This is a genomic window from Polaribacter huanghezhanensis, assembly GCF_030444335.1.
Taxonomy (GTDB): domain Bacteria; phylum Bacteroidota; class Bacteroidia; order Flavobacteriales; family Flavobacteriaceae; genus Polaribacter; species Polaribacter huanghezhanensis.
In genome coordinates this window covers 855,851-880,204 of the sequence record NZ_CP128595.1, presented here as the reverse complement: position 1 = coordinate 880,204, position 24,354 = coordinate 855,851, and the positions used below count along the sequence as shown (strand labels likewise).

Here is a 24,354-nt window from a genome sequence, read left to right as displayed (position 1 = left end):
GGGTATTCTTTTAGGTAACTGTTTTATTAGTGAACATTAAAAAATAAAAATTATGAAAGTATTTGTAAAAAAATTAATAGCTCTAACAATAATCGTCAGTTCTATGGTTGCTTGTCAAGATTCAACAACAAAAGATGCTGAAATTTTTGAAGCGCAAACATCACTTAATAAAGAAGAAGTTTTAAGTATGGTAGAAACCATGATTATTACATATCCCGTAAGCGCAATCACAAATACCGAAACAACTACTACAATAAGTAGTGATTTTGATTTAGAGGATTATGCCGCTAAAACAAACAGACCGAAACTTACATTTCCTTTTGAAATTACTATTGACGGAGAAGTAATTACAGTAAATGATATGAGACAATTAAAAATGCTAATCAAAAGAGTTAAAGGGAGAAAAAAACCTGAATTTATATTTCCTATTTCTGTAAAATTAGCAGATGGAAGTCCGCAAGAAATTGCTGATAAAGAAGCATTAAGAGCCTATTTAGATGCTTTAGATGAAGATGTAAAACCTGTGTTTGTTTTTCCTTTATCAATTTCAGTAAATGGAAAAACAATTGAAGTTTCTGATGAAAATGAATTGAAAGTTTTTATGGGAAAACCAGCAAAAGGGAGAAGACCACATTTGATTTTTCCTTTATCTGTTGTGCTAGAAGATTTAAGCATACTAGAAATTGCTGATAAAGAGGTGTTTAAGGCATATTTAGACACATTGGCTGATGGAGTAAAGCCTGTATTTGTGTTTCCTTTTTCGGTTGAAAAAAATGGAGAAACCATTGTGGTGAATACTCAAGAAGAATTTGATGCTTTGGTTAAAAAACCAAAAAAAGGAAAGAGACCAGAATTTGTGTTTCCTATTTCTGTAACATTAGATGATAATACCACTAAAGAAATTGCGAATGAAGATGAACTAAAAGCATATCATAAAAGTTTAGCAAAAGGCGTTAGACCAACTTATGTATTTCCTTTATCAATAATTAAAGACGGAACTACAATAGTGCTCAATAGCCAAGAAGAATTAGATGCCTTGTGTGGTAAATAATTAATTTAAAATTGCTGAAAATAGATTAAGGTCATTAAAAGGTTTGATTTGGTTATTTGATAAGATGCGAGTTAATAATGTATTGCTCGCATCTTTCTTTTTAGTAGTTTTGTTAAATAACTAATTTACTTATGGAACTACTAAAAAATTACCCAACAGAAATATTAATTCTACTTTTTTTAATTGTCACTTTTTTACAATCTGGAATGGATAAAGTTTTAGATTGGAACGGAAATTTATCTTTTATAAAAGGACACTTTTCTAATTCGCCTTTAAAAAATATGGTTCCTTTATTATTGGCTGTAATTTTAATTGTAGAAGTTTTAGCAAGTCTTTTTATGATTTTCGGAATTTATCAATTGGCGACAAACGGAATTAAAACGTACGCGCTTTTAGGAACAGAATTAGCAGCCTTAACTTTGATTTTATTATTAATTGGTCAGAGATTAGCAAAAGATTATGCCGGAGCGATGACATTAGCTGTTTATTTTGCAACGACAATTTTTGGGGTTTATTTATTGAGTAAATAGATAAAATCAATTTTATTTATTGATAACGCTATTTTAAATAAATACAATCTATTTAAAAACGCCTTAAAAGATTGCTTTTAAGGCGTTTTTATGATTTTAATAACAATACTTGTTCTTGGGCGATTATTGATTCCTTAAACACTTTTTAATTGCTGTTTTCTCTGTTTTTAATCACATAAATAAGCGAAGAATACTCAGAAGTTGATTTGGCTTTCATATTTGATAGAAAACCAATGTAAAATGCTTTTATAAAATTAGTGCTCCCAGATTTATATTTTTCACTCAACATAGAAACATAATACGAATCATATTTCATCGGAATTGTTTTTTCTACTTTCATAGAAACGTTGGTAAATAATTTTTGTATTGATGTTTGAGAAAAATGCCAAAGATGTCTTGGAACATCAAAAGCTGCCCAAAATTCTTTATAATAATTTGCATCAAAACTTTTGTAGTTTGGAACCGCAATTAATAAAACTCCATTTGGTTTTAATTTAGCTTTTAATATCTCTATATATTCTAATAAATTTTCTACATGTTCTAAGACATGCCAAAGTGTAATAACATCAAAATTAGTTTCTTTTAAAAATAAAATATCGCTGCGTACATTTATGTCTTTACTTTTAGAAATAGTTCTTGCATCTTCGTTGGGTTCAACTCCAAAAACATTCCAGTTCGCATTTTTACAAGTAGCTAAAAAGTCACCTGTTCCAGATCCAATATCCAACACTTTCTTTTCTGTAAAATTGAATGAATTTAGGATTGCTACCTTTTTTTGTAAAGTGCGTTTTCTTACTTTTTGATAAATTTTATCAAGAACACTTTTGTTGGCGTTTGTATGAGAAATATACGTTTCACTTTTGTAATAATTTTCTAAATCTGACGGAACAGGCAAAGTAACCATCATGTCAAAATCTTTATTTAACAAAAGTTCATACGACTCTTTAGAAACCGTATGATCTACACAATTCATAAAAGGCTTTAATCCTTTATAAAGTTCTTTTTCTCTTTTCATAATATAGCAATAATTATAATGTTCCACATGGAACCTGCATTTTTATCTCCCCATGTATACCAATAAAACAGAGACATCACTTGGCGAAACTCCACTAATTCTACTTGCTTGTGAAATAGAAGATGGTTTAACTTTAGCTAACTTTTCTCTAGCTTCAAAAGAAAGAGATTTTACTTTTGCATAATCAAAAGTTTGTGGAATTGTAACGTTTTCTAACCTATTTAACTTATCTGCATTGTTCTTTTCTTTTTCTATATAGCCAGAATATTTTAAATATATTTCTACTTGCTCAATTACTTCAGCATCAATATTGTGTTCAGAAATAAAGCTGCTTAATGCGTCTAGGTGCACAAAATCTGAAAACGCCAATTGTGGTCTAGCAGCAACTTTAAAAAGCTTCATAGATTGAGTAACCAAGGCTAAATTATTCTTTTCTAAAATACTATTTAGCTCTTCTTTTTTAACACTTAAGTTGGTTAAAAAAGCAATTAATAAAGCTGTTTTTTCTCTCTTCTCTGTCACGCGTTTCATACGCTCCTCAGAAGCCAAACCTAACTCATAAGATCTCGGAGTTAACCTTAAATCGGCATTATCTTGTCTTAATAAAGTTCTATATTCTGCTCTTGAAGTAAACATTCTGTAAGGCTCTTCTGTTCCTTTAGTAATTAAATCATCTATTAAAACTCCAATATAAGCTTCGTTTCTTTTTAGAATAAAAGGTTCTTTATTCTGTATTTTTAAAGCGGCGTTTATTCCCGCCATTAATCCTTGAGAAGCGGCCTCTTCATAACCAGTTGTTCCGTTAATTTGCCCGGCAAAGAATAAGTTTTCTACCAACTTTGTTTCTAGTGAATGAGTTAATTGTGTTGGTGGAAAATAATCGTATTCAATTGCATAACCATAACGTAAAAATTTTACATTTTCAAATCCTGCAACAGCACGAATTGCTTTATCTTGAATATCTTCTGGTAAAGAAGTAGAGAAACCATTTACATAGATTTCAACCGTATCCCAACCTTCTGGTTCAATAAACATTTGATGTCTATCTTTTGATGCAAATCGATCAATTTTATCTTCAACAGAGGGGCAATATCTTGGCCCGGTAGATTGTATTCTACCATTAAACATTGGCGATCGATCAAAACCTTCTCTCAACAATTCATGTACTTCTGGGTTTGTATACGTCAAGTAACAAGAGCGTTGTTTTGTCAACGGTTTTGTTGATGGTAAAAAGGAGAATTTTTCTGGATTTTCATCCCCTGGTTGTTCTATCATTTTAGAAAAATCTAAAGAACGCGCATCAACTCTCGGCGGTGTTCCTGTTTTCATTCTCCCTGATTCAAACCCTTTTTTTACTAAATCTTCTGTTATTCCAGTTGAAGCTCCTTCACCCGCTCTTCCTCCGCCAAATGTTTTTTCGCCAATATGAATCAATCCATTTAAAAAAGTTCCTGCAGTTATAATTACCGTTTTTGATTTTATTTCCAAACCTAAAACTGTTTTTACACCAACAATTTTATTGCCTTCAAACAACAATCCGTTCACAGAATCTTGATAAAAATCTAAATTATCAGTTTGCTCTAAAACCTTTCTCCATTCTTCAGAAAAACGCATTCTATCTGATTGCGCTCTTGGACTCCACATCGCCGGACCTTTAGATTTGTTTAGCATTTTAAACTGAATTGCTGTTTTATCAGTAACAATTCCGCTAAATCCGCCAAGCGCATCAATTTCACGAACAATCTGTCCTTTTGCTATTCCTCCCATAGCAGGATTACAACTCATTTGCGCAATCGTTTGCAAACTCATTGTTATAAGCAATGTGTGTGCGCCCATATTTGCACTTGCTGCTGCCGCCTCGCTTCCTGCGTGACCACCACCAACGACAATTACATCATATGTTGTTGAAAAAAGACTCATTTTACATGTTTCACGTGAAACTTTTATTTTATTTATTTGATTATCAGTTATTTAAACACATCAAACACTGATCTTCCTTACCCCTCATTATTATTTTTTCATCAGTTGTTTTATCCTTATAACCCATGTAGTGTAAAACACCATGAATCATAACACGCTGCAATTCAACGTCAAAAGAAGAATTATAAGTAGCCGCATTATCAGCCACTCTTTCTATAGAAATAAAAATATCTCCACCAATAATTGTACCCAACGTATTATCAAAACTGATAATATCAGTATACGTGTCGTGTTGTAAAAACTCAATATTTAATTTATGCAAATAGGCGTCGTCACAGAAAATATAATTAATTTCTCCAACTTTAAAGTCGTTCTTTTCAATACAGCTTTCAACCCAGTTTGCAATTTTTATTTCATTTGTTAATTTAAAATCAGCTTCATAATTAAACTCAATCACTTTTCTTTTTGCTTTTAAAATTACTAAAATACACTTGTACTTTCTTTTTATAAATTTTTTGCAAAGGTAATGATTGTCTATTTAATATTTCTGTTTGATTGTAAAACAGTTTTTTAATCAATAGTTTAGCCTTGTTTGAGTTGTACTTTTTTTGGTTAGAAATGGATTTTCTTTTCGTGTCTTTGTCTTGTTCAAAAGCTGCTTTGTCTAGTTTTAAAAGGTTGTATTTAAGCTGCTGCATTTTTTGAAGTGTTGTCGTATTAAACCCTTTTTCTAGAATTTCGTTTTCCAATTCTTCCATCGATTTTAGTACTTTTTTGGCTTCTAGATTATTTCCCAATCCATTCTTTTTTAACGCATCTTGCAATTCTTGTCTAAGCTGAGATTGCTGTTGATAGGTTTTATACAATTCTCCATCCAACTCATTATTTCTATTTCCTTTACTTTCTCCTTTTTGATTGCCTTTCTTTTGTCCGTTTTGCTGTTCTCCTTTTTTCTTTCCTTCCTGCATTTTTTTAACAATATCTTCTTGCTTCTGAATAATATCTGGTAAACTAAATGACTTTCCTCCTTTTTTTCCTTTACCAGATTTAGACATTTTTGGTTGTTGCATATTGTCTAGAATATCACTTAAAAAATCAGCCAAATTATTAACAGAAGTCATTACATATTGTTGATTTGACAATCCGTTATTAAATCTGTTTTCTGCAAAATTATCTAAGGATTGATCTAAGTTATAATGCGCACTCACAAGATCTTTTTGCACAATTGGCGATATTTCTGGCAAACGCATAGACAATACATACAAACTATCATCTATATGTTCAAAATACGTTTTTAACGTGTTCTGACTTTTTAACTCTTTTCCAAAATCTGGATGAGAAACACTCAATTTTGAAAACGTATTCATCAAATTTTCTTGTTGAAAAGAAAAGTTTAATAAGTTTTCTAAAATGATTCGTAACGATTTCTCGTTTGCCTCTTTCATTTCTCCTTCCATGTCAGACATTGCTTGTTGCATTTTCTGACTCATTTCTTGCATTTTTTGAGAAACTTTTTTCTGACTTTTTTGTTGTTGATTTTTATCCGACTGATTATTTTCTTCTGCTTTATTTAATTGATTATTAACCTCTTTTTGTGCTGCTTTTGTGTCAGGAATTTGCATTGGTTCTTTCAACGCTTTATTGTCTTTATCTAAAGTTTTAAGTTCCTTTTCAATTTCTTTAAATTCTTTTTTTATCTCTTTTTGTTGATTCAACTCTGGTTTTAGCGACTTAGAAAGGCTGTCTTGTTTTTTAGAAAGTTCGTTTAATTTAGTAGCAATTTGCATGGTTTTTTGCTCTACATAAAACCGTTTTGTAAGTTCTAGTATTCTTTCTAAACTGCGTTCTTGCTGTTTGTTTTGTTCTGCTAATTGCTTTACTTTTTTAAGTAAATCGTCTTTATTTAATTTCTCTGCTAACTTTTTTAATTCGTCTAACAGTTTTTGCTCTTTTTCTAGCTTCTTTAGTTCTTCGATTCTTTTTTTAAGTTGTTCTTTTTTTTCTTTAATTGTTTTAGAATCTTTTGGTAAATCTTTGATGTTTTCTTGCAGTTTGTCTGTTTGACGCTGCATCATTTGTTTGTATTGTTCCTGCCGTTTTATATAATTGTCAATCTTCTTTTTATCATTCCAATTTACATTTTTATTGTTCTGTAAATCTTGCTTAATTTCTTCTAATTCTTTTTCTTGATCTTTCTTTTTTTGAAGTGTATTTTCTATCGATTTAATTTGTTTGCGTTGCTGTAAAACCGATTCTTCTTCAATTTCGTTATCCGTTTTATTTCTAAAACGAAACTTTTTACTTTCGCTTTTTTTACTTCCATTAACAGCATCATTATCAAAAACCTGAAAATAAACTTCGTAATTAATTCCTTTATTAATTTCTAAATCTCCTGGAAAGTTATAATAGAAGGTTTGATTTTGTTCTTTATCAAATGCGATTTTTTGTGTCTTTTTTTCTGTCGGATTTTCCTCATCATAAAAAACAACTTCTAGTTTTTTAATTCCATAATCGTCAGAAATTTTACCAGCAAATTGAGCTGTGTTATTTAAACTATCAATCTCTGATAAGACTTCTATTTCTGGAAACTCATCCTTTACAACATCAATTGTAAAATAGAGTTTTTCAAACTCTTTTAATTCAGAATTTGAAGTTGCAATTTGATACCTAAGTGGTTTTAAGATCCGTTTAGAAAAAGTGAAAAAATTATTTTTAGATTCGTTAAAAAACACTTTATTTTTCGAAGAAATAAAAGCAACAGAATCTGTTTGGTTTGTAGCAACGTTCCACGTGGTTTTTGTGCCTTCTGGAATTAAAATAGTTCCTGTATTGTTAATGGTTTCGTTATTTTTACCAATATATTTTGGATACTTTAAATCAATAGAAATATGCTGAATTATAGGTGTTTTTATTACATTCAGTTCGTAGTTTTCTGAGACAATTCCGTTAGCTTCTACATAAAAATAAATGTTTTTTCTTGTGTCTGTAAATGTGTACGAAAAGATGCCGTTTTGATGTTGTAAAAAATAACTTTGATGGTTGTAAAAAATAGTAACATCTGACGGTGTCACTTTTCCTTTCGTTTCAATTTCTAAAGTAAACGGTTTTCCTTGAATTACCTTTAAATTTTTATTTACGACATAAAACGAAAACGGCGCTGGCGGAACAAATGCTGTTCTGTAATTAACAACTCTTTTAAAAGAAGAATCAAAAATATTAAAATTGCCTGTAATGGTAATGATTATCCAAATTAAAACTGGAATTGCAGCGTATTTTAAATAGGTTGTATTTGTTTTAAAATTAACTGCTTTTGCAAACGGAATTGGCTGTAATTCTTTTGCTTTTTGCTCGATACTTGCCAATAATAAATCCGATTGATTAGTCGCTTCTTTAAGTTGTAAAACATTGATTAACTTGTCTGCAACGTTCGGGAAATGATTTCCAATAATTTTAGAAGATTGGGTAAATGAAATTCCTTTTTTTAAACCAATCAACTTAAAAATTGGCGTTACAATAAATCGAAAAAGTAAATATGATTCAACCAAAATAAACAGAACAAAAAGAAAGGTTCTAGCTGTTGGTTGTAACCATAAAAAATACTCAATAAAAAGCGTGAAAAAAAAGTACAAAAAACCTAACGAAAGAAACAAAATAGTTCCTTTTATAAGTTCGTTTGTGTAAAATTTACGTACAAACTGATGTAGTTTTTTTTCTATGTTTTTATATGAATCCATTCTCTAACCAATAAAAATAGTGTTTTTAAAAGGTTTTGCTAGAAAGAAACCGTTAAATCTCAATAAAAACCATTCTTTTTTCTTTTATCTTTTTTCTCTTCTCATCTAATAAAAAGTATCTTTGTGGCAACAAAAAAGAAAAAATGGAATCTACTATTCGCGTTCGTTTTGCACCAAGTCCAACTGGACCTTTACATATTGGTGGTGTAAGAACCGCTTTATTTAATTATTTATTTGCTAAAAAACACGGCGGAACTTTTGTGTTGCGTATCGAAGACACAGATCAAACTCGTTATGTTGCAAACGCAGAACAGTATATTATTGATGCATTAAATTGGTGTAACATTCCTTTTGATGAAGGTCCAGAGAAAAACGAAAAATTTGGTCCTTACCGCCAATCAGAACGTAAAGATTTGTATAAAAAATATGCGGATACTTTAATTGAAAAAGGTTGGGCGTATTTTGCTTTTGATTCTTCAGAAGAATTAGATTTTCATAGAAAAGATCACGAAGAAAAAGGGAAAACTTTTATCTACAATTGGCACAACAGATTAAAACTAAACAACTCTTTAAGTTTGTCTAAAGATGAAATTCTTGCAAAATTAAATGCTGGCGATAAATATGTCATCCGTTTTAAAACACCACAAGACGAATCATTAATTATGAATGATGAAATTCGTGGAACAATTAAAATTGACACGAATACATTAGATGATAAAGTATTGTTTAAATCAGACGGAATGCCAACCTATCATTTGGCAAATATTGTAGATGATCATTTGATGGAAATTAGTCACGTAATTCGTGGTGAAGAATGGTTGCCGTCAATGCCATTACACGTTTTATTATACAAAGCTTTTGGTTGGGAATCTCCAAAATTTGCGCATTTACCGCTGATTTTAAAACCAGTCGGAAAAGGAAAATTAAGCAAACGTGATGGCGATAAATTAGGATTTCCGGTGTTTCCTTTAGCATACACCAACGAACAAACTGGTGAAGTTTCTCGTGGATATAAAGAAGATGGATATTTTGCGGATGCATTTATAAATATGTTAGCTTTATTAGGTTGGAACCCTGGAACAGAACAAGAAATTTTTTCATTAGAAGAATTGGTTGAAGCATTTGATTTAAAAAGAGTGAGTAAATCTGGAGCAAAATTTAGTCCAGAAAAAACAAACTGGTTCAATCAGCAATACATGCAAACAAAATCTGATGCAGCATTAACAGAATTGTTTTTACCAATTTTATCAAAAAAAGGAATTTCTAAAGATAAAAGTTACGTTCAAAAAGTGGTTTCTTTAATCAAAGAACGCGCTGTTTTTGTTGCAGATTTTTGGAATCTATCAGATTTCTTTTTTCAATCTCCAACAGAATATGATGCAAAAGCATCAAAAAAGAACTGGAAGCCAGAAACTGGCTCGTTAATGAATGAATTTATACCGATAATAAAAGACATTCAAGATTTTTCATCAACAAATACAGAAACTGTAATTAAAGAATGGATTACTGCTAAAGAAATTAGTTTTGGAAAAGTAATGCAACCGCTACGTTTAAGTTTAGTTGGGGCTTTAAAAGGTCCACATTTATTTGATATTATAGAAATGATTGGCAAAGAAGAAACAGTAAAAAGAATTGAAAATGCTGTTCAAAAATTATAATTAGTGAAATCGTGTTTAAAAAAGTAATTTTTTTAGGTTTTTTAGGATGCAATTTTTTACTTAATGCGCAAGTAATTAATGTAGAAGGTGTAAGAAATTCTGCTGATTCGATACGTTTTATTGGTAAAGCAAGTTTAGATCTTGAGTTGACAAAAAATGTAAATAAAGAGTTTAATTTAAGTAGTGATTTAACACTACAATATTCTTTTAAAAAAAACACTTTTCTTTTTCTTAATAAATTTGAGTTTAATGAACTAAATGGAGAAAGATTAACCAATAAAAATGTACAACATTTAAGGTATAATTATCGCTTTCATCAAAAATTTTCCTTTGAAAGTTTTGTCCAATTTCAAAAAGACCAAGTTTCTTTTATCAACCACAGAACTTTACTTGGTTTAGGAACACGATATAAAATATATCAATCTAAAAAGAATACTTTTTATTTGGGTACATTAATAATGTATGAACAAGAGAGTTCTGTTGGTGTAAGTGGAGATGTTATTGAAAAAAATATGCGAGGCGATTTTTATTTTTCGTTTAGCTTGCGTCCAAAAAAAACGATTGCAATTACAAGCACAACCTATTATCAACCAAAAATAGACGTTTTTAAAGATTATCGTATTTCTAGTGAAACCTCATTCATACTATCACTTTTTAAGAATGTAGATTTAACGACAACTTTTTCTTATCAATTTGATACTTTTCCTGTTTTTGGAATTCCTAATGAACAATACAAATTAGAAAACGGAATTACCTTTAGTTTTTAAAAAAAGATATCTTGTTGTAACAATTCTTAAAAATTGCGTCTCGTAATTAAGAGGTATTATTTTGTACCTTTAAGAAAAATTTCTAATCGTAAAATAAAAATCATGAATCCAACTCTTATAATCCTTATCGTTTTAGGCTTTTTAATATTATTTGCCTCATTTTTTACTGTGAAACAACAAACATCAGCAATTATTGAGCGCTTTGGAAGGTTTCAAAGTATTCGTCATTCTGGTTTGCAATTAAAAATTCCTGTTTTTGATAGAATTGCCGGAAGAATCAGTTTAAAAATTCAACAATTAGATGTCATAATAGAAACCAAAACTTTAGACGATGTTTTTGTAAAATTAAAAGTTTCTGTACAATTTATGGTCATAAAAGAAAAAGTATACGATGCTTTTTATAAGTTAGATTATCCACACGATCAAATTACATCTTACGTATTTGATGTAGTAAGAGCAGAAGTTCCAAAAATGAAATTAGACGATGTTTTTGTGAAGAAAGACGATATTGCTATCGCTGTAAAAACAGAATTAAACGATGCCATGTCAAATTACGGATATGACATTATTAAAACGTTGGTTACAGATATAGATCCTGATGCACAAGTTAAAGCTGCGATGAACAGAATTAATGCTGCAGATAGAGAAAAAACTGCTGCGCAATACGAAGGAGATGCACAACGTATTTTAATTGTAGAACGTGCAAAAGCAGAAGCAGAAAGCAAACGCCTACAGGGAAAAGGAATTGCAGATCAACGAAGAGAAATTGCGCGCGGTTTAGAAGAATCTGTAGAAGTTTTAAACAGAGCAGGGATCAACTCACAAGAAGCATCAGCTTTAATTGTAATTACACAACATTACGATACATTACAGTCTATTGGCGCAGATACAAATAGCAATTTAATTTTATTGCCAAACAATCCAAACGCAGCAAGTTCTATGTTAAATGACATGGTTGCTAGTTTTGCAGCAACAAATCAAATAGGAGAAAGTATCAAAGAAAATAAAGCTAATAAAAAAGAAGAATAATGATTGTATCTACAACAAACACCTTAGAAACACATAAAATAAAACAATATTTAGGTATTGTTACAGGTGAAACTATTATTGGAGCAAATTTATTTAAAGATATTTTTGCTGGAATTAGAGATATTGTTGGTGGTAGATCTGGTTCTTATGAAAAAGTACTGCGCGAAGCTAAAGATATTGCATTAAAAGAAATGCAAGATGAAGCAATGCGTTTAGATGCAGATGCTGTAATTGGTGTTGATTTAGATTATGAAACTGTGGGTGCTTCTGGCGGAATGTTAATGGTAACAGCTTCTGGAACAGCAGTAAAAATTTAAAAATAAATGTATTATGAAATCCTTTTTTTCTTGGCTTTCTACTCCTTATTATTTCAATCCATCAGTAAAGTTTAAATTAAAAATAAGTTTTTCTTTTGGGTTTTTTGTGTTTATTTTTTTATACCTTTTTAAACCTTTTAACTTAAGCTCTTTAGTCGATTTGGTTTTAGAATACACTATTCTTCTAGGGGGTGCTACCGTTTTTAGTGTATTTTTTATGTTATATATTCCTGCACTGCTCTTTAAAAGTTATTTTGATGAAGACAAATGGACTATTGGAAGAAATATTTTTCTAATATTAATTGGGATTGTTTTAATTGGATCTGTTTTGTGGTGTTTAGGGGGTATATATAAAAATGTTTTTGGTATTAAAAACTTGCATTATTTTCCTTTTTTAACCTGTGTTTTTTTAGTTGGTATAATTCCGTTACTTTTTTTTGTTTTTATAAATGAAAAAAGTGTAAGAGAAAAGAGGAAAAAGAGGGCAAAAGAAATTAATACTTATAACAAAGAAAAATTAGTAGAAAAAAAATTTAAAACAGAGGTTACACTTTATTCTGATAATAAAAAAGAAAAAATTGTTTTCAAAACTGATGATTTGGTATACATCTCATCACAAGGAAATTATGCAAATTTTTTTATAAATAAAAATAACGATTTAAAAGAAAAGATACTAAGAGTTACCTTAACTAAAATTGACACAGAATTACAAGATTATACTTCTATTATACGCTGTCATAAGTCATACATCATAAATGTTAACTTTATTAATGACATTCATGGAAACGCTAGAGGTTATTTATTAAAATCTGACGTTATTCCTTTTGATGTTCCTGTTTCTAGAAGTTTTAGCAAACAATCTTTAAAAAGTTTATTAAGTTAATTCTTTTCCTTTTTATCCCAAAAATAAAATTTTTATTCCTTTTTATAACAAAATTTAAAAACATAGAGAATTATAACTTATTCAAACATATATTTGCAACATTAATTTTTAAATTAAAAACATTGGGGGATGTTTTTAATTTGATGAAAAACAAAAAGCTCAACTGTACAGTTGAGCTTTTTTTATCTTTTCTTAAAATAAAAGTTTATTTTTTATCTTCTATTTTATCTTTATCATCTTCTTTGGCTGCGTTTTTAAATTCTTTAATTCCGCTACCTAAACCTTTCATTAATTCAGGAATTTTTCTACCTCCAAAAAGTAATAAAACAACCACAATAATTATAACTACTTGTGGCATTCCAATAAACAAAATCATATTATATAAATTCATCATTTCTAATTTTAAAACAAAGATACAAAAAGCTTTTAATTAATTCTTTACTTCTATTATTCCGTTAAAAACTTTTTTATTTTTCTATTAAAGTAAAATCTAAATGTTTGCGTTCTAAATCGGTCTTTTTAACCTTTACAACCACATCATCTCCTAACTGATAAATTTGTTTCGTTGATTGACCAACGATTGCATATTGTTTTTCATCAAAAATATAATAATCACTTTTTATATCTCTAATCCGAACCATTCCTTCGCATTTGTTTTCTTTAATTTCTACATAAATTCCCCATTCTGTAACTCCAGAAATAACACCTTCAAACTCTTGCTCTTGATGTTCTTGCATATATTTTACTTGCATGTATTTGATAGAATCGCGTTCTGCTTTTGAAGCTAGATATTCCATTTCTGAAGAATGTTTACATTTTTCTTCATAAATTTCTGCTTTAGGTGATTTTCCGCCATCTAAATAATGTTGTAGTAATCGATGTGTCATTACATCAGGATAACGTCTTATGGGTGATGTAAAATGACTGTAGTAATCAAAAGCTAATCCGTAGTGACCAATATTCTCAGTTGTATATTCTGCTTTACTCATGGTTCTAATCGCTAAGGTTTCTACCATATTCGATTCTGCTTTCCCATGAACGTCTGAAAGTAGTTTATTTAATGATTGCGAAATAACTTCTTTTGAATCTGTTTTTAAAGAATAACCAAACTTACTTACAATGCCTTGTAAAGCGTTTAATTTATCAATATTTGGTTCGTCGTGTACACGATAAATAAATGTTTTTTTACTTGGTCTTCCGTTTTCTTGACCAATAAATTCTGCTACTTTTCTATTTGCTAATAACATAAATTCTTCAATTAGTTTGTTAGCATCTTTAGATTCTTTAAAGAAAACTCCTGTAGGATTTGCCTCTTCATCTAAATTAAATTTTACTTCTACTCTATCAAATGAAATTGCACCAGCTTTCATACGTTTTTTACGCATTTTTTTAGCAAGTTCATCTAGTTTTAACGTTGCTTCAACAATTTCTTTTGTTACCGTATATTCTTTATCTATAATAGAGATATCAGCCGGCATTATATATTCTTTTATTGTTGATAAACTACAATTTTCTATTACAGCTTGTGCTTCTTCATATGCAAAGCGTTGATCTGAATATGTAACAGTTCTACCAAACCATTTATTAATAATTTGTGCTTTTTCATTGATTTCAAACACAGCAGAAAAAGTTAATTTTTCTTCATTTGGTCGTAAAGAACAAACTCCGTTTGATAACATTTCTGGCAACATTGGTACAACTCTATCAACTAAATACACTGATGTTGCTCTTTCATAAGCTTCATCATCTAAAAGTGTTTTTTCTTGTAAATAATGCGAAACATCTGCAATGTGAATTCCGATTTCATAATTTCCGTTTTCTAATTTTGTAAACGATAAAGCATCGTCAAAATCTTTTGCATCTTTCGGATCAATAGTAAAGGTTAAATCGCTTCGCATATCTCTACGTTTTGCAATTTCTGCATTTGTAATTTCTATTGGAAGATTATCTGCTTCGTCTTCTACTTCTTTTGGAAATTCGTACGGTAAACCATATTCTACTAAAATAGAATGCATTTCTGTATTATGATCTCCAGGTTTACCTAAAACTGTGGTAATTTTTCCAAATGGATTTTTAGAGTTTGATGGCCAATCTGTTAAAGTAGCAACCACTTTATCTCCATCTTCTGCACCGTTAATTTTGTTTTGCGATATAAAAATATCAACATACATTTTATTATCATCAGCTACAACAAAACCAAAATTTTTATTGAGTTGTAATACACCAACAAAATCAGTTTTTGCTCTTTCTAACACTTCTACTACATCGGCTTCTAGTTTTTTACTTCCACGTTTATTATACGTGTATGCTTTAACGGTATCTTTATGTAAACCTTTGTTTAAATTGATTGACGGAATAAAAATATCTTCTTCAAAATCATCAGAAATAAAGTATGCATTTCCGTTAGATGTTACATCTAAAGTTCCAATACTGTACTTTCTATCTTTATTTATTTTAAATTTTCCTCTATCGGTTTCTTTAATTTTTTTAGTAGCTGTAAGTTCAGCTAATTTTTTTAAAACTTGCGTTTTTCCATCGGTATCAGAAATACCCATTTTAGATGCTATTTGTTTATAGTTATAAGATAAGTTAGCATCTTCATTTAATATTTTAAATATATTTCTGGTTAAATCTTTAATGATTTTTCCTTTCTTTTTAAAAATTTTCTTCTTTTTAGACATATGTCTTTTATTGTTTTTATTGATAGCAAATTACACAATTTTAATTGTATTCTTTATTAATTTATTATTATGAATTCAATTTTTGTATTTTGCTTTTTAATTAATTTATTTTTTTATGAAAACTGATTGGTTTTTAATTATGAATCCTACATCTGGAAACGGAAAATCTAAAAAAATTTGGAGAGAAATTTCAGATGAATTAAAAAAACAACACATTTCGTTTTCATTTGCTTTTACTGATTATTCTAAACATGAAGAAGAATTAGTAGAAACTGCTATTAAAAATGGATTTACTAAAATAATTTCTGTTGGTGGAGATGGAACGTTACATCATGTTGTGAACGGAATAATGAAGCAAAAATTAGTAGAAACTAACACTATACAACTTGCTGTAATACCAATTGGTACTGGAAATGATTGGGTAAAAACTTATAATATTAATGCAAAGATAGAGAATTCTATTGCAATAATCAGTAAAGAAAAAACAATACTGCAAGATATTGGTAAATTAGAAACAGAAAATAACATGATAACATACTTTACTAATGTAGCAGGAATCGGTTATGATGGTTATGTTGTAAACAAATTAAAAAACTTAAAACGTTTTGGTGGAATTGCTTATTTATTAAGTGGATTGTATGGATTATTATTATATAAACCTGTTGATTTTACAATAAAAATTAACGAAAAAAAAATACAAGAAAAATGTTTAATGGTTGTTTTTGGAATCTGTAAATTTTCTGGAGGCGGAATGCAATTTACAAAAGATATAGATACTTCGGATGGTTTATTAGATGTTACCATTGCTAAAAATTTAACTTTATTAGATATGATTTTTAATTTACCAAAATTATACAATGGAAAAATTTTATATCATAAAAAAGTAGAAACTTATAAAACTAATTCTTTAAAAATTATACCAATTTCAAAATCAGAAAAACCTTTTATTCAAGCTGATGGAGAATTAATAAACACAGGTGCTGTTTCTGTATCAATTATAGAAACAGCGATTCAATTTGTGATTCCTTAAAAAGATACTGAAATGAGTTTAGTATAAAAAAGTTAAAGAAATCTTAAAATTTTTGTAACACTTTTTAATAATACACGTCTTTATAGTGTAAGAAGTTTATAAAAATGAAACAATTTCATAAAATAATAGCATTATTTATATTTATATTTATCACAGGTATTTTTATTACTGTAATACATATAAATGCTCCTTTAAATTCTCACACTTCTCCAGAATCTGTAAAAATTCAAAAAGACTCAATCCATTTTAAACAATTAAATACTAAAACTATTTAATTTGTTTTTTCCTTTTTTTGAGTTATTAACACTTTATATAATTATAATCATATTCTTTAATTAAATTTTAAAAAAAATGATGTTAATGATATAGTGTTAACAGATACAATAAGTATTTTCTTAATTATTTTTTTATATCACTTATTAAATTTAATAAACAATGTATCTATTTTTTAAAAGCTTAAAAATCAATTCTTTTTTTAGTTTATTAACAATTTATATAAACAGTTATACATAGATTTTCTTAATTGTTTAGTAAATATAGATTGTAAAGAAGAGGTTAATTTTATGTTGATAAATTGCTATTATAAAATCAAAAAAAAAGTTGGTAGTTTCATTTACATTCTTGTATTGTAATAATTTTTGAAACCATCAAAAAAAGTTTTAAAAAAATAAGAATACTTCTTAACATTTAGATAATATACGTAAAACTCTTATTTTTAAAAGGTTATTAAGATTTGTAAAAAATTATTTATTTATACCTGTTGATAACCATCTTTATACTTATTTTTGTGTACTTAATCCTATTAAAAACAACATATTATGACAATTGCAATTGGTAATGATCACGCAGGAACAGATTATAAATTCAAAATTATAAAAAAATTAGAAGCTGCAGGTTATACTGTTTTAAATTTTGGAACTAATACAAATGATTCTATGGATTATCCTGATGCAATTCATCCAACAGCAGAAGCAGTTGAAACTGGTAAAGCAATATTTGGAATTATACTTTGTGGTTCTGGAAATGGTGCTCAAATGACCGCAAATAAACATCAAGGAATAAGAGCGGCGCTTTGTTGGAATAATGAGTTAGTTACTTTAACCCGCCAACACAATAATGCAAATATTTTAACCATTCCAGCTCGTTTTGTTTCTTTACAACAAGCGCTGGGTTTTGTAGATATATTTTTAAATACAAAGTTTGAAGGTGGTCGTCATGCAACTAGAGTAACTAAAATATCTTGTTCTTAAAATGGAATTTTTTATTAAAGAATTTCATCAACTAACTTTAGATGAATTGTATCGTATTTTACAATTACGATCAGAAATTTTTGTAGTTGAACAAGACTGTGTGTATCAAGATTTAGATTTTAAAGATCAAAAATCATTACATGTTTTTGGTGTGAAAAAGAATTCAATTATTGCATACACACGTATTTTTAAACCTGGAGATTATTTTAAAGAAGCAAGTATTGGTAGAGTTGTTGTTGATGCTAAAGAACGCAAATTTAGTTACGGACATAATTTAATGAAAGCTTCTATAAAAGCAGTTCAAGATAAATTTAACACTACAGAAATTACAATATCCGCTCAAGTATATTTAAAAAAATTCTACGAATCTCACGGATTTAAAAAAGTAGGAGACGAGTATTTAGAAGATGGAATTCCGCATATAGAAATGCTGAGAATCTAAGTTTAAAAAGTTACTCTAAAACTTAAATTCGGAGTAAAAGGTAAAGAATAATTATTTACTCTTCTTATATTATTACCACTATTTTTATCAACCACATAGTAAGAATCTATGGTGTTTTTTCTATCAATTATATTTGTAAAACCAATACGAATTGTAGATTTTATAGCCTCAGAAAATTTAAATTTATAACTTCCAGAAACATCAATTCTAAAAAAGTTATCTAATCTTTCTGTATTAGGATTATCATAATTTACTATTGTTTTATTTCCATTTTGTATGGTTTCATTTCCTTCTACCGGTTTTGTATATGGTTTTCCAGAACGTAAAACTCCACCAAAAGAAACGTTTAAATTTTTATTAAAATTATAATTAAAAGCAGCACTAAGAGAATGTGTTATATCTAAACTATTAGAAAATGTAGCAGGATGAAAAGCAGTAAAAGTATACTCGTTTTTTGAGTAGGTATAACTTAACCAAGTACTAATGGTATTCGTTTTTTTATTTATTAAAAACTCCACACCTTTTGTGGTATAATTACCAATAGCATTAAAAGTTTGTGTATTGTTATAAAATCCTTGATTTGCTGTTGTAATTCCGTTTACTTTTTTATAAAACCCAGTAAGATCTATATATAATTTATCTTTAGAATATTCAGTACCAAATGAAATTTGTTTACTTTTTACAATAGGTGTGTTTTTATCATCAGAGAGAATCCATCTTCTTTTTTCAATTCCTAAAAAATTATCTTCAAAATCTATTTTTTGAGCTGTAGTTTGGTTTTTAAACTCACCTTCTAGTTTTAAAAAGAAATCAGAATTTAATTTTTGTCTGATGTTAATTCTAGGCTCTATTACAAATTTTTGAAACTTATGAAAATAATTTACACGCATTCCAAACCGAACATAGGTGTTCTTTTTATTGTATTCAATTTCAGAGAAATAAGCACTTTTTAGCAATACATTTTTAACTGTTTTAGAAAACGTTGGTGCATTTACAGTTGTGCTGTTTCTAACACCAATTTCGTTAAAAACAAATCCATTTAAAAAATGCAAAGCTTCAGAAAAGTTATATTTAGCATTTAGTTTTATTTCTGTTTCTAGCACATTATTCAATTGTGTTTGAAACTGATCTGTATCTTTATTATAATCTGAAGAATTTATTTTATAATCAGAAAAAAAAGCAAAAAAAGTAGTAGAAAAATTAGTATTCCAGTCTGCAACCCAACTAATTTTTGCGCCTAAATTTTCTTGCTTTAAAGCACTATTTTCTTTTATTGTAGTAGTATTAGAAGTGTATTTTTCTTGATATTTTAAATTATTTTTGATGTGAATAAAATTAGCTCTAATAGCATGTTTGTAATTGATATCATATAAAAACTTAAAAGAATAATCATAAAAATAAAAATTTGATTCTCCGTTATTTACAGTATTTGATGAGATAGAATTATCTTGAAAACTTCTCGAAAAATAATTAGTATATGTTGGAGTATGTATAAGATCGGTAAACGATCTTCTTGCAGAAACATGAAGTTCTATATTTTCTTTTATTGGAATCTGTACAAAAGCATCGGCACTTAATAAATTAAAACCACCACCACCAGAAAAACGATTGGTAATTTTATTTGAAGTTTGCATGTTAATAGTTGATGAAACTCCGTCTGAAAAAGCACTACTTGTTCCGTTTTTAGTAACCGTAACTTTTTTTGTTAAATAAGGATTGTAAGCAGAAATCAAACCAAAAAAATGACCGGAATGATACATTTTAATTCCATCCCAAAGCATTAAATTCTGATCATTTGTTCCACCTCTAACATTGATATTAGAAACCGTTTCGTTTACACTTTCTATTCCTGGAAGAATTTTAATTGTTTTTAAAATATCGGGCGCTATCAAACCAGGAAGAATTCCAAATTTTTCTGTGTTTAAGACGGTATTTCCATCGATGCTTTTTTGCAAACCAGAAGTTAAAAACTGAGGAATTGTAATTTCTGATAATTCTTCTGTTTTTTCTTCTAAAAATAGTTGTTTACAATTAGAAATAGAAAATAATTCTTTGGCTGAAATACTTTTAGTTTTATAACTTATAAAAGAGATGCTTATAGTTGAATTAACAGGAATGTTTTTTAAATAAAAGTATCCTTCGTTATTTGTTGTGGCACCTAATTTATATCCATTAATTTTAACAGATGCGAGCACTAATGGCTCTAAAGAAGCTGTGCCTAAAACCGTTCCACAAATATCAATAGTTTTGTTTAAAAAAGAGATGGTAATATATCTATTATCAAGAGTTTTAAATTGTAAAAATGTTTTTTCGTTTAAAAAAGACAAAAGCTCGTCTATTGAAATTTTTTTATCTGGCTGCTGCACAAAAACATTTTTTACATCAGCATCAGAATAAGAAAATTTAATAGCATACGCTTTTTCAAGATCTAGTATTAACGAAGAAAGAGCTACTTTTTTTATTAAAGTTTGACTAAAAGCAACACTTATTGTTAATAAACAAAAGAGTAAAGCAACATGTTTTTTATTGGGCATATTTAAATAGCGTAATTTTTTTACCGTCAATTTTATAAGATAATTGTAGCGGAATTGTAACAGATTGTAACGCTATGTTTACATCTGTATGAGTAAACCCACCAGAATATAATATATCTAAATCAAGATTTTTTGTTTCTATTTTATAATCAAACTGATTTTCAATTTCCTCTAAAACAAAACGCAAAGGAATACTTTTAAAGTTAGATTCTTTTTGCAACCAAGACTTCTCATTTACATCAAAAGTGTTTTTTGTATCAATAACACCATTTATTACTTTAAAAATAGTTCCTCTTGGTAATTTTACAAGCGTGTCTTTATACGCAACACTAACCAATCCTTCATATGTTTTAACCTCAAAATAATTACCTCTTTCTTTAACATTAAATTGAGTTCCAAGCACAGTTACTTCTCCAATTTCTGTATTAACAGTAAACTTTTCCCCTTTTTTAACTTTAAAAAAAGCCTCACCACTTAAGGTTAAATTTCTATTTTCTTCCCAGCTTTTTTTAGCGTAAGAAATTTCAGAATTTGCGTTTAAAACTACTTCAGAATCATCAGGTAAATAAACGTTTTTTGTTTGTGCGAATTTTGTTTTATAAGTAGACGTAGTATTAAAAAACAAAAAATAAGTAGATGTAAATAAAATCACAATCGCTGCAGCGTATTTATAAAGGTGTTTAAAATTAAAAGGAACAATTTTTCCTTTTTTAGTTTTATTTTGTGTTTTTATTTTTAAATCATCAAGCGATTTTTCAATATTTATTTTTGGTGTTTTTATTTGAGAAGAATAAAAAGCTATTTTTTCCAAAGTTTTAAAATCTTCCGCTTTTTTTAAACGCAGTAATTCCTCTTCAGAAACGTCTCTGTTAAGCCACTTTAGGGTGTCGTTTGTGTTTTTCATTTTTTATACCTCTATATATATAACAACTAAAAAGGTTTTTACCCTACCTTAAATGCCATCAACCTTATTTCTTAATTTTTTTAAAGCAGATGACATTCTTTTTTCAACTGCTTTTTGAGAGATTTCTAATAGTTCTGCAATTTCTCTGTATTTTTTTCCGTCAATTCTATTCATTAAAAAAACCTCTCGTTCTGCTTCGGTTAAACCCTCTATAGCTGTTTTTAATTTTTCTTTAAACTCTTCTTCTTCAAGTAAATATTCTGGATTTTGATTGTTAACATCTAAGTAAGGACTGCTTTTTGCGTATTCAAAAACTACTTTTTCGTGTTTTACTTTATTTAAAAAAAGGTTATTTACCAACGTAAATAAATATGATTTTGCTTTAGAAAAATCTATTTTTGCACAGTTCTCCCAAATTTTTATAAATGCTTCTTGTGCTAAATCTAAAGAGGTATTTTTATTGCCAGATTTATAGTATGCAAAATTTGTAGCAGACTGTATATGAGAAGAATAAAACTCATTAAAATAAATTTCATCACAAAGAGATTTATCAGGCATAAATAGGTTTTGAAAAAATAAAAATAAAAAATTTTGATAACAAAGGTAGGGTAAATTAATGTTTAGTTGTCTTACTCATACAAACAAGAAACATTAATTATTAAAATTTATTAAAATGAAAACATTAAAACTAATTACAGGAATTGCTTTCGTAATCTTATTCGGATTTACAGCATGTCAAACAGAAGAGACCTCTCAAGTAGGAACAAACCCTAACACAAACTCATCTACTTCTAAAACAACAGAAAATTACAAACGAAGCGCTATGAATGACGGCTCTAAAGACGATTTTTTAGATGGAAATTCATGTGTAGAGTTGTTATTCCCTTTAACAGGAACAGTAAATGGACAAAGAATCACATTATTAAGTAGTTTAGATTTTTCTACAGTTTTAAATATTATGGGAAAATTTAATGACGATAGCGACTTGGTAACTTTTGACTTCCCTATTTCTGCTAAATTAAGTAATTACACAGAGGTTGTTATTAACAATCAAACAGAATTAAACGCCTTAAAAGCAGAATGTGAAAATACAGAAGCTACAGGTAAAGACGCTATTTCTTGTGTAGATATTGATTTTCCAATTACTATTTTAACCTACAATGTTAGTTTAGAGCAAACAGGAAGCGTAGTAATACAATCTAAACAACAAATGTATTCTTTTATGAATGGTTTAGATGCCAATGAGCTTTTTGCTGTAAATTATCCTTTTACAGCTACATTAAGTAATGGTACAACTGCACAAGTTGGTAGCGATGCGGACTTTAAAAATGCCATCTCTGATTGTTTAACGTATGATGCAAAAGAAAAAGAAGCAAAAAAACAAGCAAAAGCAGTTGAAGCAATTTTAACAAAATCAAAGTTTAAAGTAGAAAGCTTTATAACAGCGGGCGTAAATAAAGCAAGTGATTATGTAAACTGGTCAATCGATTTTACAAACGATTTAAAATTAGTGGCTCAAAATACTGTAAATACTACACTTGGAAAAGTAGAAGGAACCTATGCAGTAAGTTCTGAAACAGCCGTTTTTTTAAATATAAACTTTGCAAGTAATACGGCGGTTAGTGCATTGGCTAATGATTGGGTCGTTGATACTTACTCAAACACATTGGTAACGTTAAAAAGCAAAACGGATGCTTCTACAACAATAACTTTTAAGAAGCTATAAAAAATAAGTAATAATTGGTTTATAGTTGGTTGATGACAACTTTACAACGAATTCAACAATACGAATTTGTTGTAAAGTTTTAAATAAAGCAAAATGAAAAATATTTTTTTAAGAACAGTTTTAATTTGTAGTATCCTTTTTTCTTGCACATTAGAAACAGGGGTAAATAACGGAAGCACAGCAATTATAGCTAATAGACAAGCAACAGGGTCTTCTGCGAACGATTTACTTTCTGAAACTATATTTAAAAAGATGGTTGTTGAAATAGGATATATTAATGGTTTTAAACCTACCGAAACGGCTTTAAATAATTTTAAAAGTTTTATTGAAAAAAGAACTTATAAACCTGAAGGAATAACATTTGTAACGAAAGAAATTCCATCAACCGGAAAAACAGTATATACTTTAGACGAAGTTGTAGCACTAGAAAAAGTTCACAGAACTAAATACAATACGAATACTACACTTGCAGTTTGGGTATTGTTTATCAATGGAAAATCTTCTAAAGATACTAGTTCGAGTTCAATTTTAGGGACTGCTTATTGGAACACTTCTTTTGTAATTTATGAAGAAACTATCCACGGATTAAGTGATAGTACTTTTGAACCCGATAGAAGTTTGTTAGAAGCATCGGTAATTAATCACGAATTCGGACACCTTTTAGGGTTAACAAATTTAGGGACCAATTTACAAAGCGATCATGAAGATGCAGATCACCCAAAACATTGTAATATAAAAAAATGTTTAATGTACTGGGCTGCAGAATCTAGTCAAGGAATAGGAAATCTGTTTTCTGGCGGACAAGTGCCAACGTTAGACGCACAATGTTTGGCAGATTTAAAAGCAAATGGAGGAAAATAATAAATTTAAAAAATCAATAAAA

22 protein-coding genes are annotated in these 24,354 nt (G+C 28.6%); 13 read left to right on the top strand and 9 right to left on the bottom strand.

What is annotated here, in order from left to right:
* Positions 1–52 precede the first annotated feature (52 nt).
* On the top strand, positions 53–1,051 hold the full coding sequence (locus tag KCTC32516_RS04260; protein ID WP_301402209.1) for a hypothetical protein: 999 nt from the start codon (positions 53–55) through the stop codon (positions 1,049–1,051).
* A gap of 131 nt (positions 1,052–1,182) precedes the next feature.
* The gene (locus tag KCTC32516_RS04255; protein ID WP_301402208.1) at positions 1,183–1,581 is read left to right on the top strand and encodes a DoxX family membrane protein; all 399 of its coding nucleotides are present in this window, start codon (positions 1,183–1,185) and stop codon (positions 1,579–1,581) included.
* Between the two features lie 145 nt (positions 1,582–1,726).
* Here the strand turns inward: KCTC32516_RS04255 and KCTC32516_RS04250 are convergent, their stop codons facing one another.
* From KCTC32516_RS04250 to KCTC32516_RS04235, 4 genes are read right to left on the bottom strand one after another with little or no spacing between them, the layout of a single operon-like run.
* Positions 1,727–2,596 (bottom strand): class I SAM-dependent methyltransferase, encoded by an 870-nt coding sequence (locus KCTC32516_RS04250; protein WP_301402206.1) that lies wholly within the window; start codon positions 2,594–2,596, stop codon positions 1,727–1,729.
* Between the two features lie 42 nt (positions 2,597–2,638).
* Complete coding sequence (gene mnmG, locus KCTC32516_RS04245) at positions 2,639–4,516, bottom strand: tRNA uridine-5-carboxymethylaminomethyl(34) synthesis enzyme MnmG (protein WP_301402204.1); 1,878 nt, start codon at positions 4,514–4,516, stop codon at positions 2,639–2,641.
* Between the two features lie 43 nt (positions 4,517–4,559).
* Positions 4,560–4,973 (bottom strand): rRNA maturation RNase YbeY, encoded by a 414-nt coding sequence (gene ybeY, locus KCTC32516_RS04240; RefSeq protein WP_301402202.1) that lies wholly within the window; start codon positions 4,971–4,973, stop codon positions 4,560–4,562.
* Positions 4,966–8,250 (bottom strand): coiled-coil domain-containing protein, encoded by a 3,285-nt coding sequence (locus tag KCTC32516_RS04235; RefSeq protein WP_301402201.1) that lies wholly within the window; start codon positions 8,248–8,250, stop codon positions 4,966–4,968. Before KCTC32516_RS04235 ends, ybeY begins: the two co-directional genes overlap by 8 nt.
* A 143-nt stretch (positions 8,251–8,393) precedes the next feature.
* On the opposite strand from KCTC32516_RS04235, the gene gltX reads away from it, so the two are divergent.
* The 5 genes from gltX (at position 8,394) to KCTC32516_RS04210 (ending at position 12,904) form a co-directional block, all read left to right on the top strand.
* A complete protein-coding gene (gene gltX / locus KCTC32516_RS04230; protein WP_301402200.1) occupies positions 8,394–9,908 on the top strand; it encodes a glutamate--tRNA ligase in 1,515 nt (504 codons plus the stop codon).
* 11 nt (positions 9,909–9,919) lie between these two features.
* On the top strand, positions 9,920–10,675 hold the full coding sequence (locus KCTC32516_RS04225) for a DUF481 domain-containing protein (protein ID WP_301402198.1): 756 nt from the start codon (positions 9,920–9,922) through the stop codon (positions 10,673–10,675).
* 102 nt (positions 10,676–10,777) lie between these two features.
* Positions 10,778–11,704: an SPFH domain-containing protein gene (locus KCTC32516_RS04220; protein WP_301402197.1), complete on the top strand. Its 927-nt coding sequence runs from the start codon at positions 10,778–10,780 to the stop codon at positions 11,702–11,704.
* On the top strand, positions 11,704–12,021 hold the full coding sequence (locus KCTC32516_RS04215; protein WP_301402196.1) for a heavy metal-binding domain-containing protein: 318 nt from the start codon (positions 11,704–11,706) through the stop codon (positions 12,019–12,021). Before KCTC32516_RS04220 ends, KCTC32516_RS04215 begins: the two co-directional genes overlap by 1 nt.
* A 13-nt stretch (positions 12,022–12,034) precedes the next feature.
* On the top strand, positions 12,035–12,904 hold the full coding sequence (locus KCTC32516_RS04210; RefSeq protein ID WP_301402194.1) for a LytTR family DNA-binding domain-containing protein: 870 nt from the start codon (positions 12,035–12,037) through the stop codon (positions 12,902–12,904).
* 205 nt (positions 12,905–13,109) lie between these two features.
* Here the strand turns inward: KCTC32516_RS04210 and tatA are convergent, their stop codons facing one another.
* Both tatA and rnr read right to left on the bottom strand, forming a co-directional pair.
* Positions 13,110–13,295 (bottom strand): twin-arginine translocase TatA/TatE family subunit, encoded by a 186-nt coding sequence (gene tatA / locus KCTC32516_RS04205; protein ID WP_301402723.1) that lies wholly within the window; start codon positions 13,293–13,295, stop codon positions 13,110–13,112.
* 76 nt (positions 13,296–13,371) lie between these two features.
* Positions 13,372–15,585: a ribonuclease R gene (gene rnr, locus KCTC32516_RS04200; protein WP_301402192.1), complete on the bottom strand. Its 2,214-nt coding sequence runs from the start codon at positions 15,583–15,585 to the stop codon at positions 13,372–13,374.
* A 115-nt stretch (positions 15,586–15,700) separates the two neighbouring features.
* Between rnr and KCTC32516_RS04195 the strand changes: the two genes are divergently transcribed.
* From KCTC32516_RS04195 to KCTC32516_RS04180, 4 genes are all read left to right on the top strand, one after another.
* On the top strand, positions 15,701–16,615 hold the full coding sequence (locus KCTC32516_RS04195; protein ID WP_301402190.1) for a diacylglycerol/lipid kinase family protein: 915 nt from the start codon (positions 15,701–15,703) through the stop codon (positions 16,613–16,615).
* Between the two features lie 104 nt (positions 16,616–16,719).
* Positions 16,720–16,890: a hypothetical protein gene (locus tag KCTC32516_RS04190; protein WP_301402189.1), complete on the top strand. Its 171-nt coding sequence runs from the start codon at positions 16,720–16,722 to the stop codon at positions 16,888–16,890.
* 543 nt (positions 16,891–17,433) lie between these two features.
* Positions 17,434–17,865 (top strand): RpiB/LacA/LacB family sugar-phosphate isomerase, encoded by a 432-nt coding sequence (locus tag KCTC32516_RS04185; RefSeq protein WP_301402188.1) that lies wholly within the window; start codon positions 17,434–17,436, stop codon positions 17,863–17,865.
* Between the two features lies 1 nt (position 17,866).
* Positions 17,867–18,307 carry a GNAT family N-acetyltransferase gene (locus tag KCTC32516_RS04180; protein WP_301402186.1) on the top strand — a complete coding sequence of 147 codons (441 nt, stop codon included), beginning with the start codon at positions 17,867–17,869 and terminating at the stop codon, positions 18,305–18,307.
* Between the two features lie 2 nt (positions 18,308–18,309).
* On the opposite strand, the gene KCTC32516_RS04175 is transcribed toward KCTC32516_RS04180, so the two are convergent.
* Genes KCTC32516_RS04175 through KCTC32516_RS04165 form a run of 3 tightly spaced genes read right to left on the bottom strand, consistent with a single transcriptional unit; the run spans position 18,310 to position 22,303 of the window.
* Positions 18,310–20,841 carry a TonB-dependent receptor gene (locus tag KCTC32516_RS04175; protein ID WP_301402185.1) on the bottom strand — a complete coding sequence of 844 codons (2,532 nt, stop codon included), beginning with the start codon at positions 20,839–20,841 and terminating at the stop codon, positions 18,310–18,312.
* Positions 20,831–21,745, bottom strand: a complete 915-nt coding sequence (locus KCTC32516_RS04170; RefSeq protein WP_301402184.1) for a FecR family protein — start codon at positions 21,743–21,745, stop codon at positions 20,831–20,833. The genes KCTC32516_RS04175 and KCTC32516_RS04170 overlap by 11 nt, the downstream gene beginning before the upstream one ends.
* 48 nt (positions 21,746–21,793) lie before the next feature.
* The gene (locus KCTC32516_RS04165; RefSeq protein ID WP_301402182.1) at positions 21,794–22,303 is read right to left on the bottom strand and encodes an RNA polymerase sigma factor; all 510 of its coding nucleotides are present in this window, start codon (positions 22,301–22,303) and stop codon (positions 21,794–21,796) included.
* Between the two features lie 115 nt (positions 22,304–22,418).
* Between KCTC32516_RS04165 and KCTC32516_RS04160 the strand changes: the two genes are divergently transcribed.
* Positions 22,419–23,471, top strand: coding sequence for a hypothetical protein (locus KCTC32516_RS04160; protein WP_301402180.1), 1,053 nt, complete (start codon positions 22,419–22,421; stop codon positions 23,469–23,471).
* 93 nt (positions 23,472–23,564) lie between these two features.
* A complete protein-coding gene (locus tag KCTC32516_RS04155; RefSeq protein WP_301402178.1) occupies positions 23,565–24,332 on the top strand; it encodes a membrane metalloprotease in 768 nt (255 codons plus the stop codon).
* Positions 24,333–24,354: the final 22 nt, after the last annotated feature.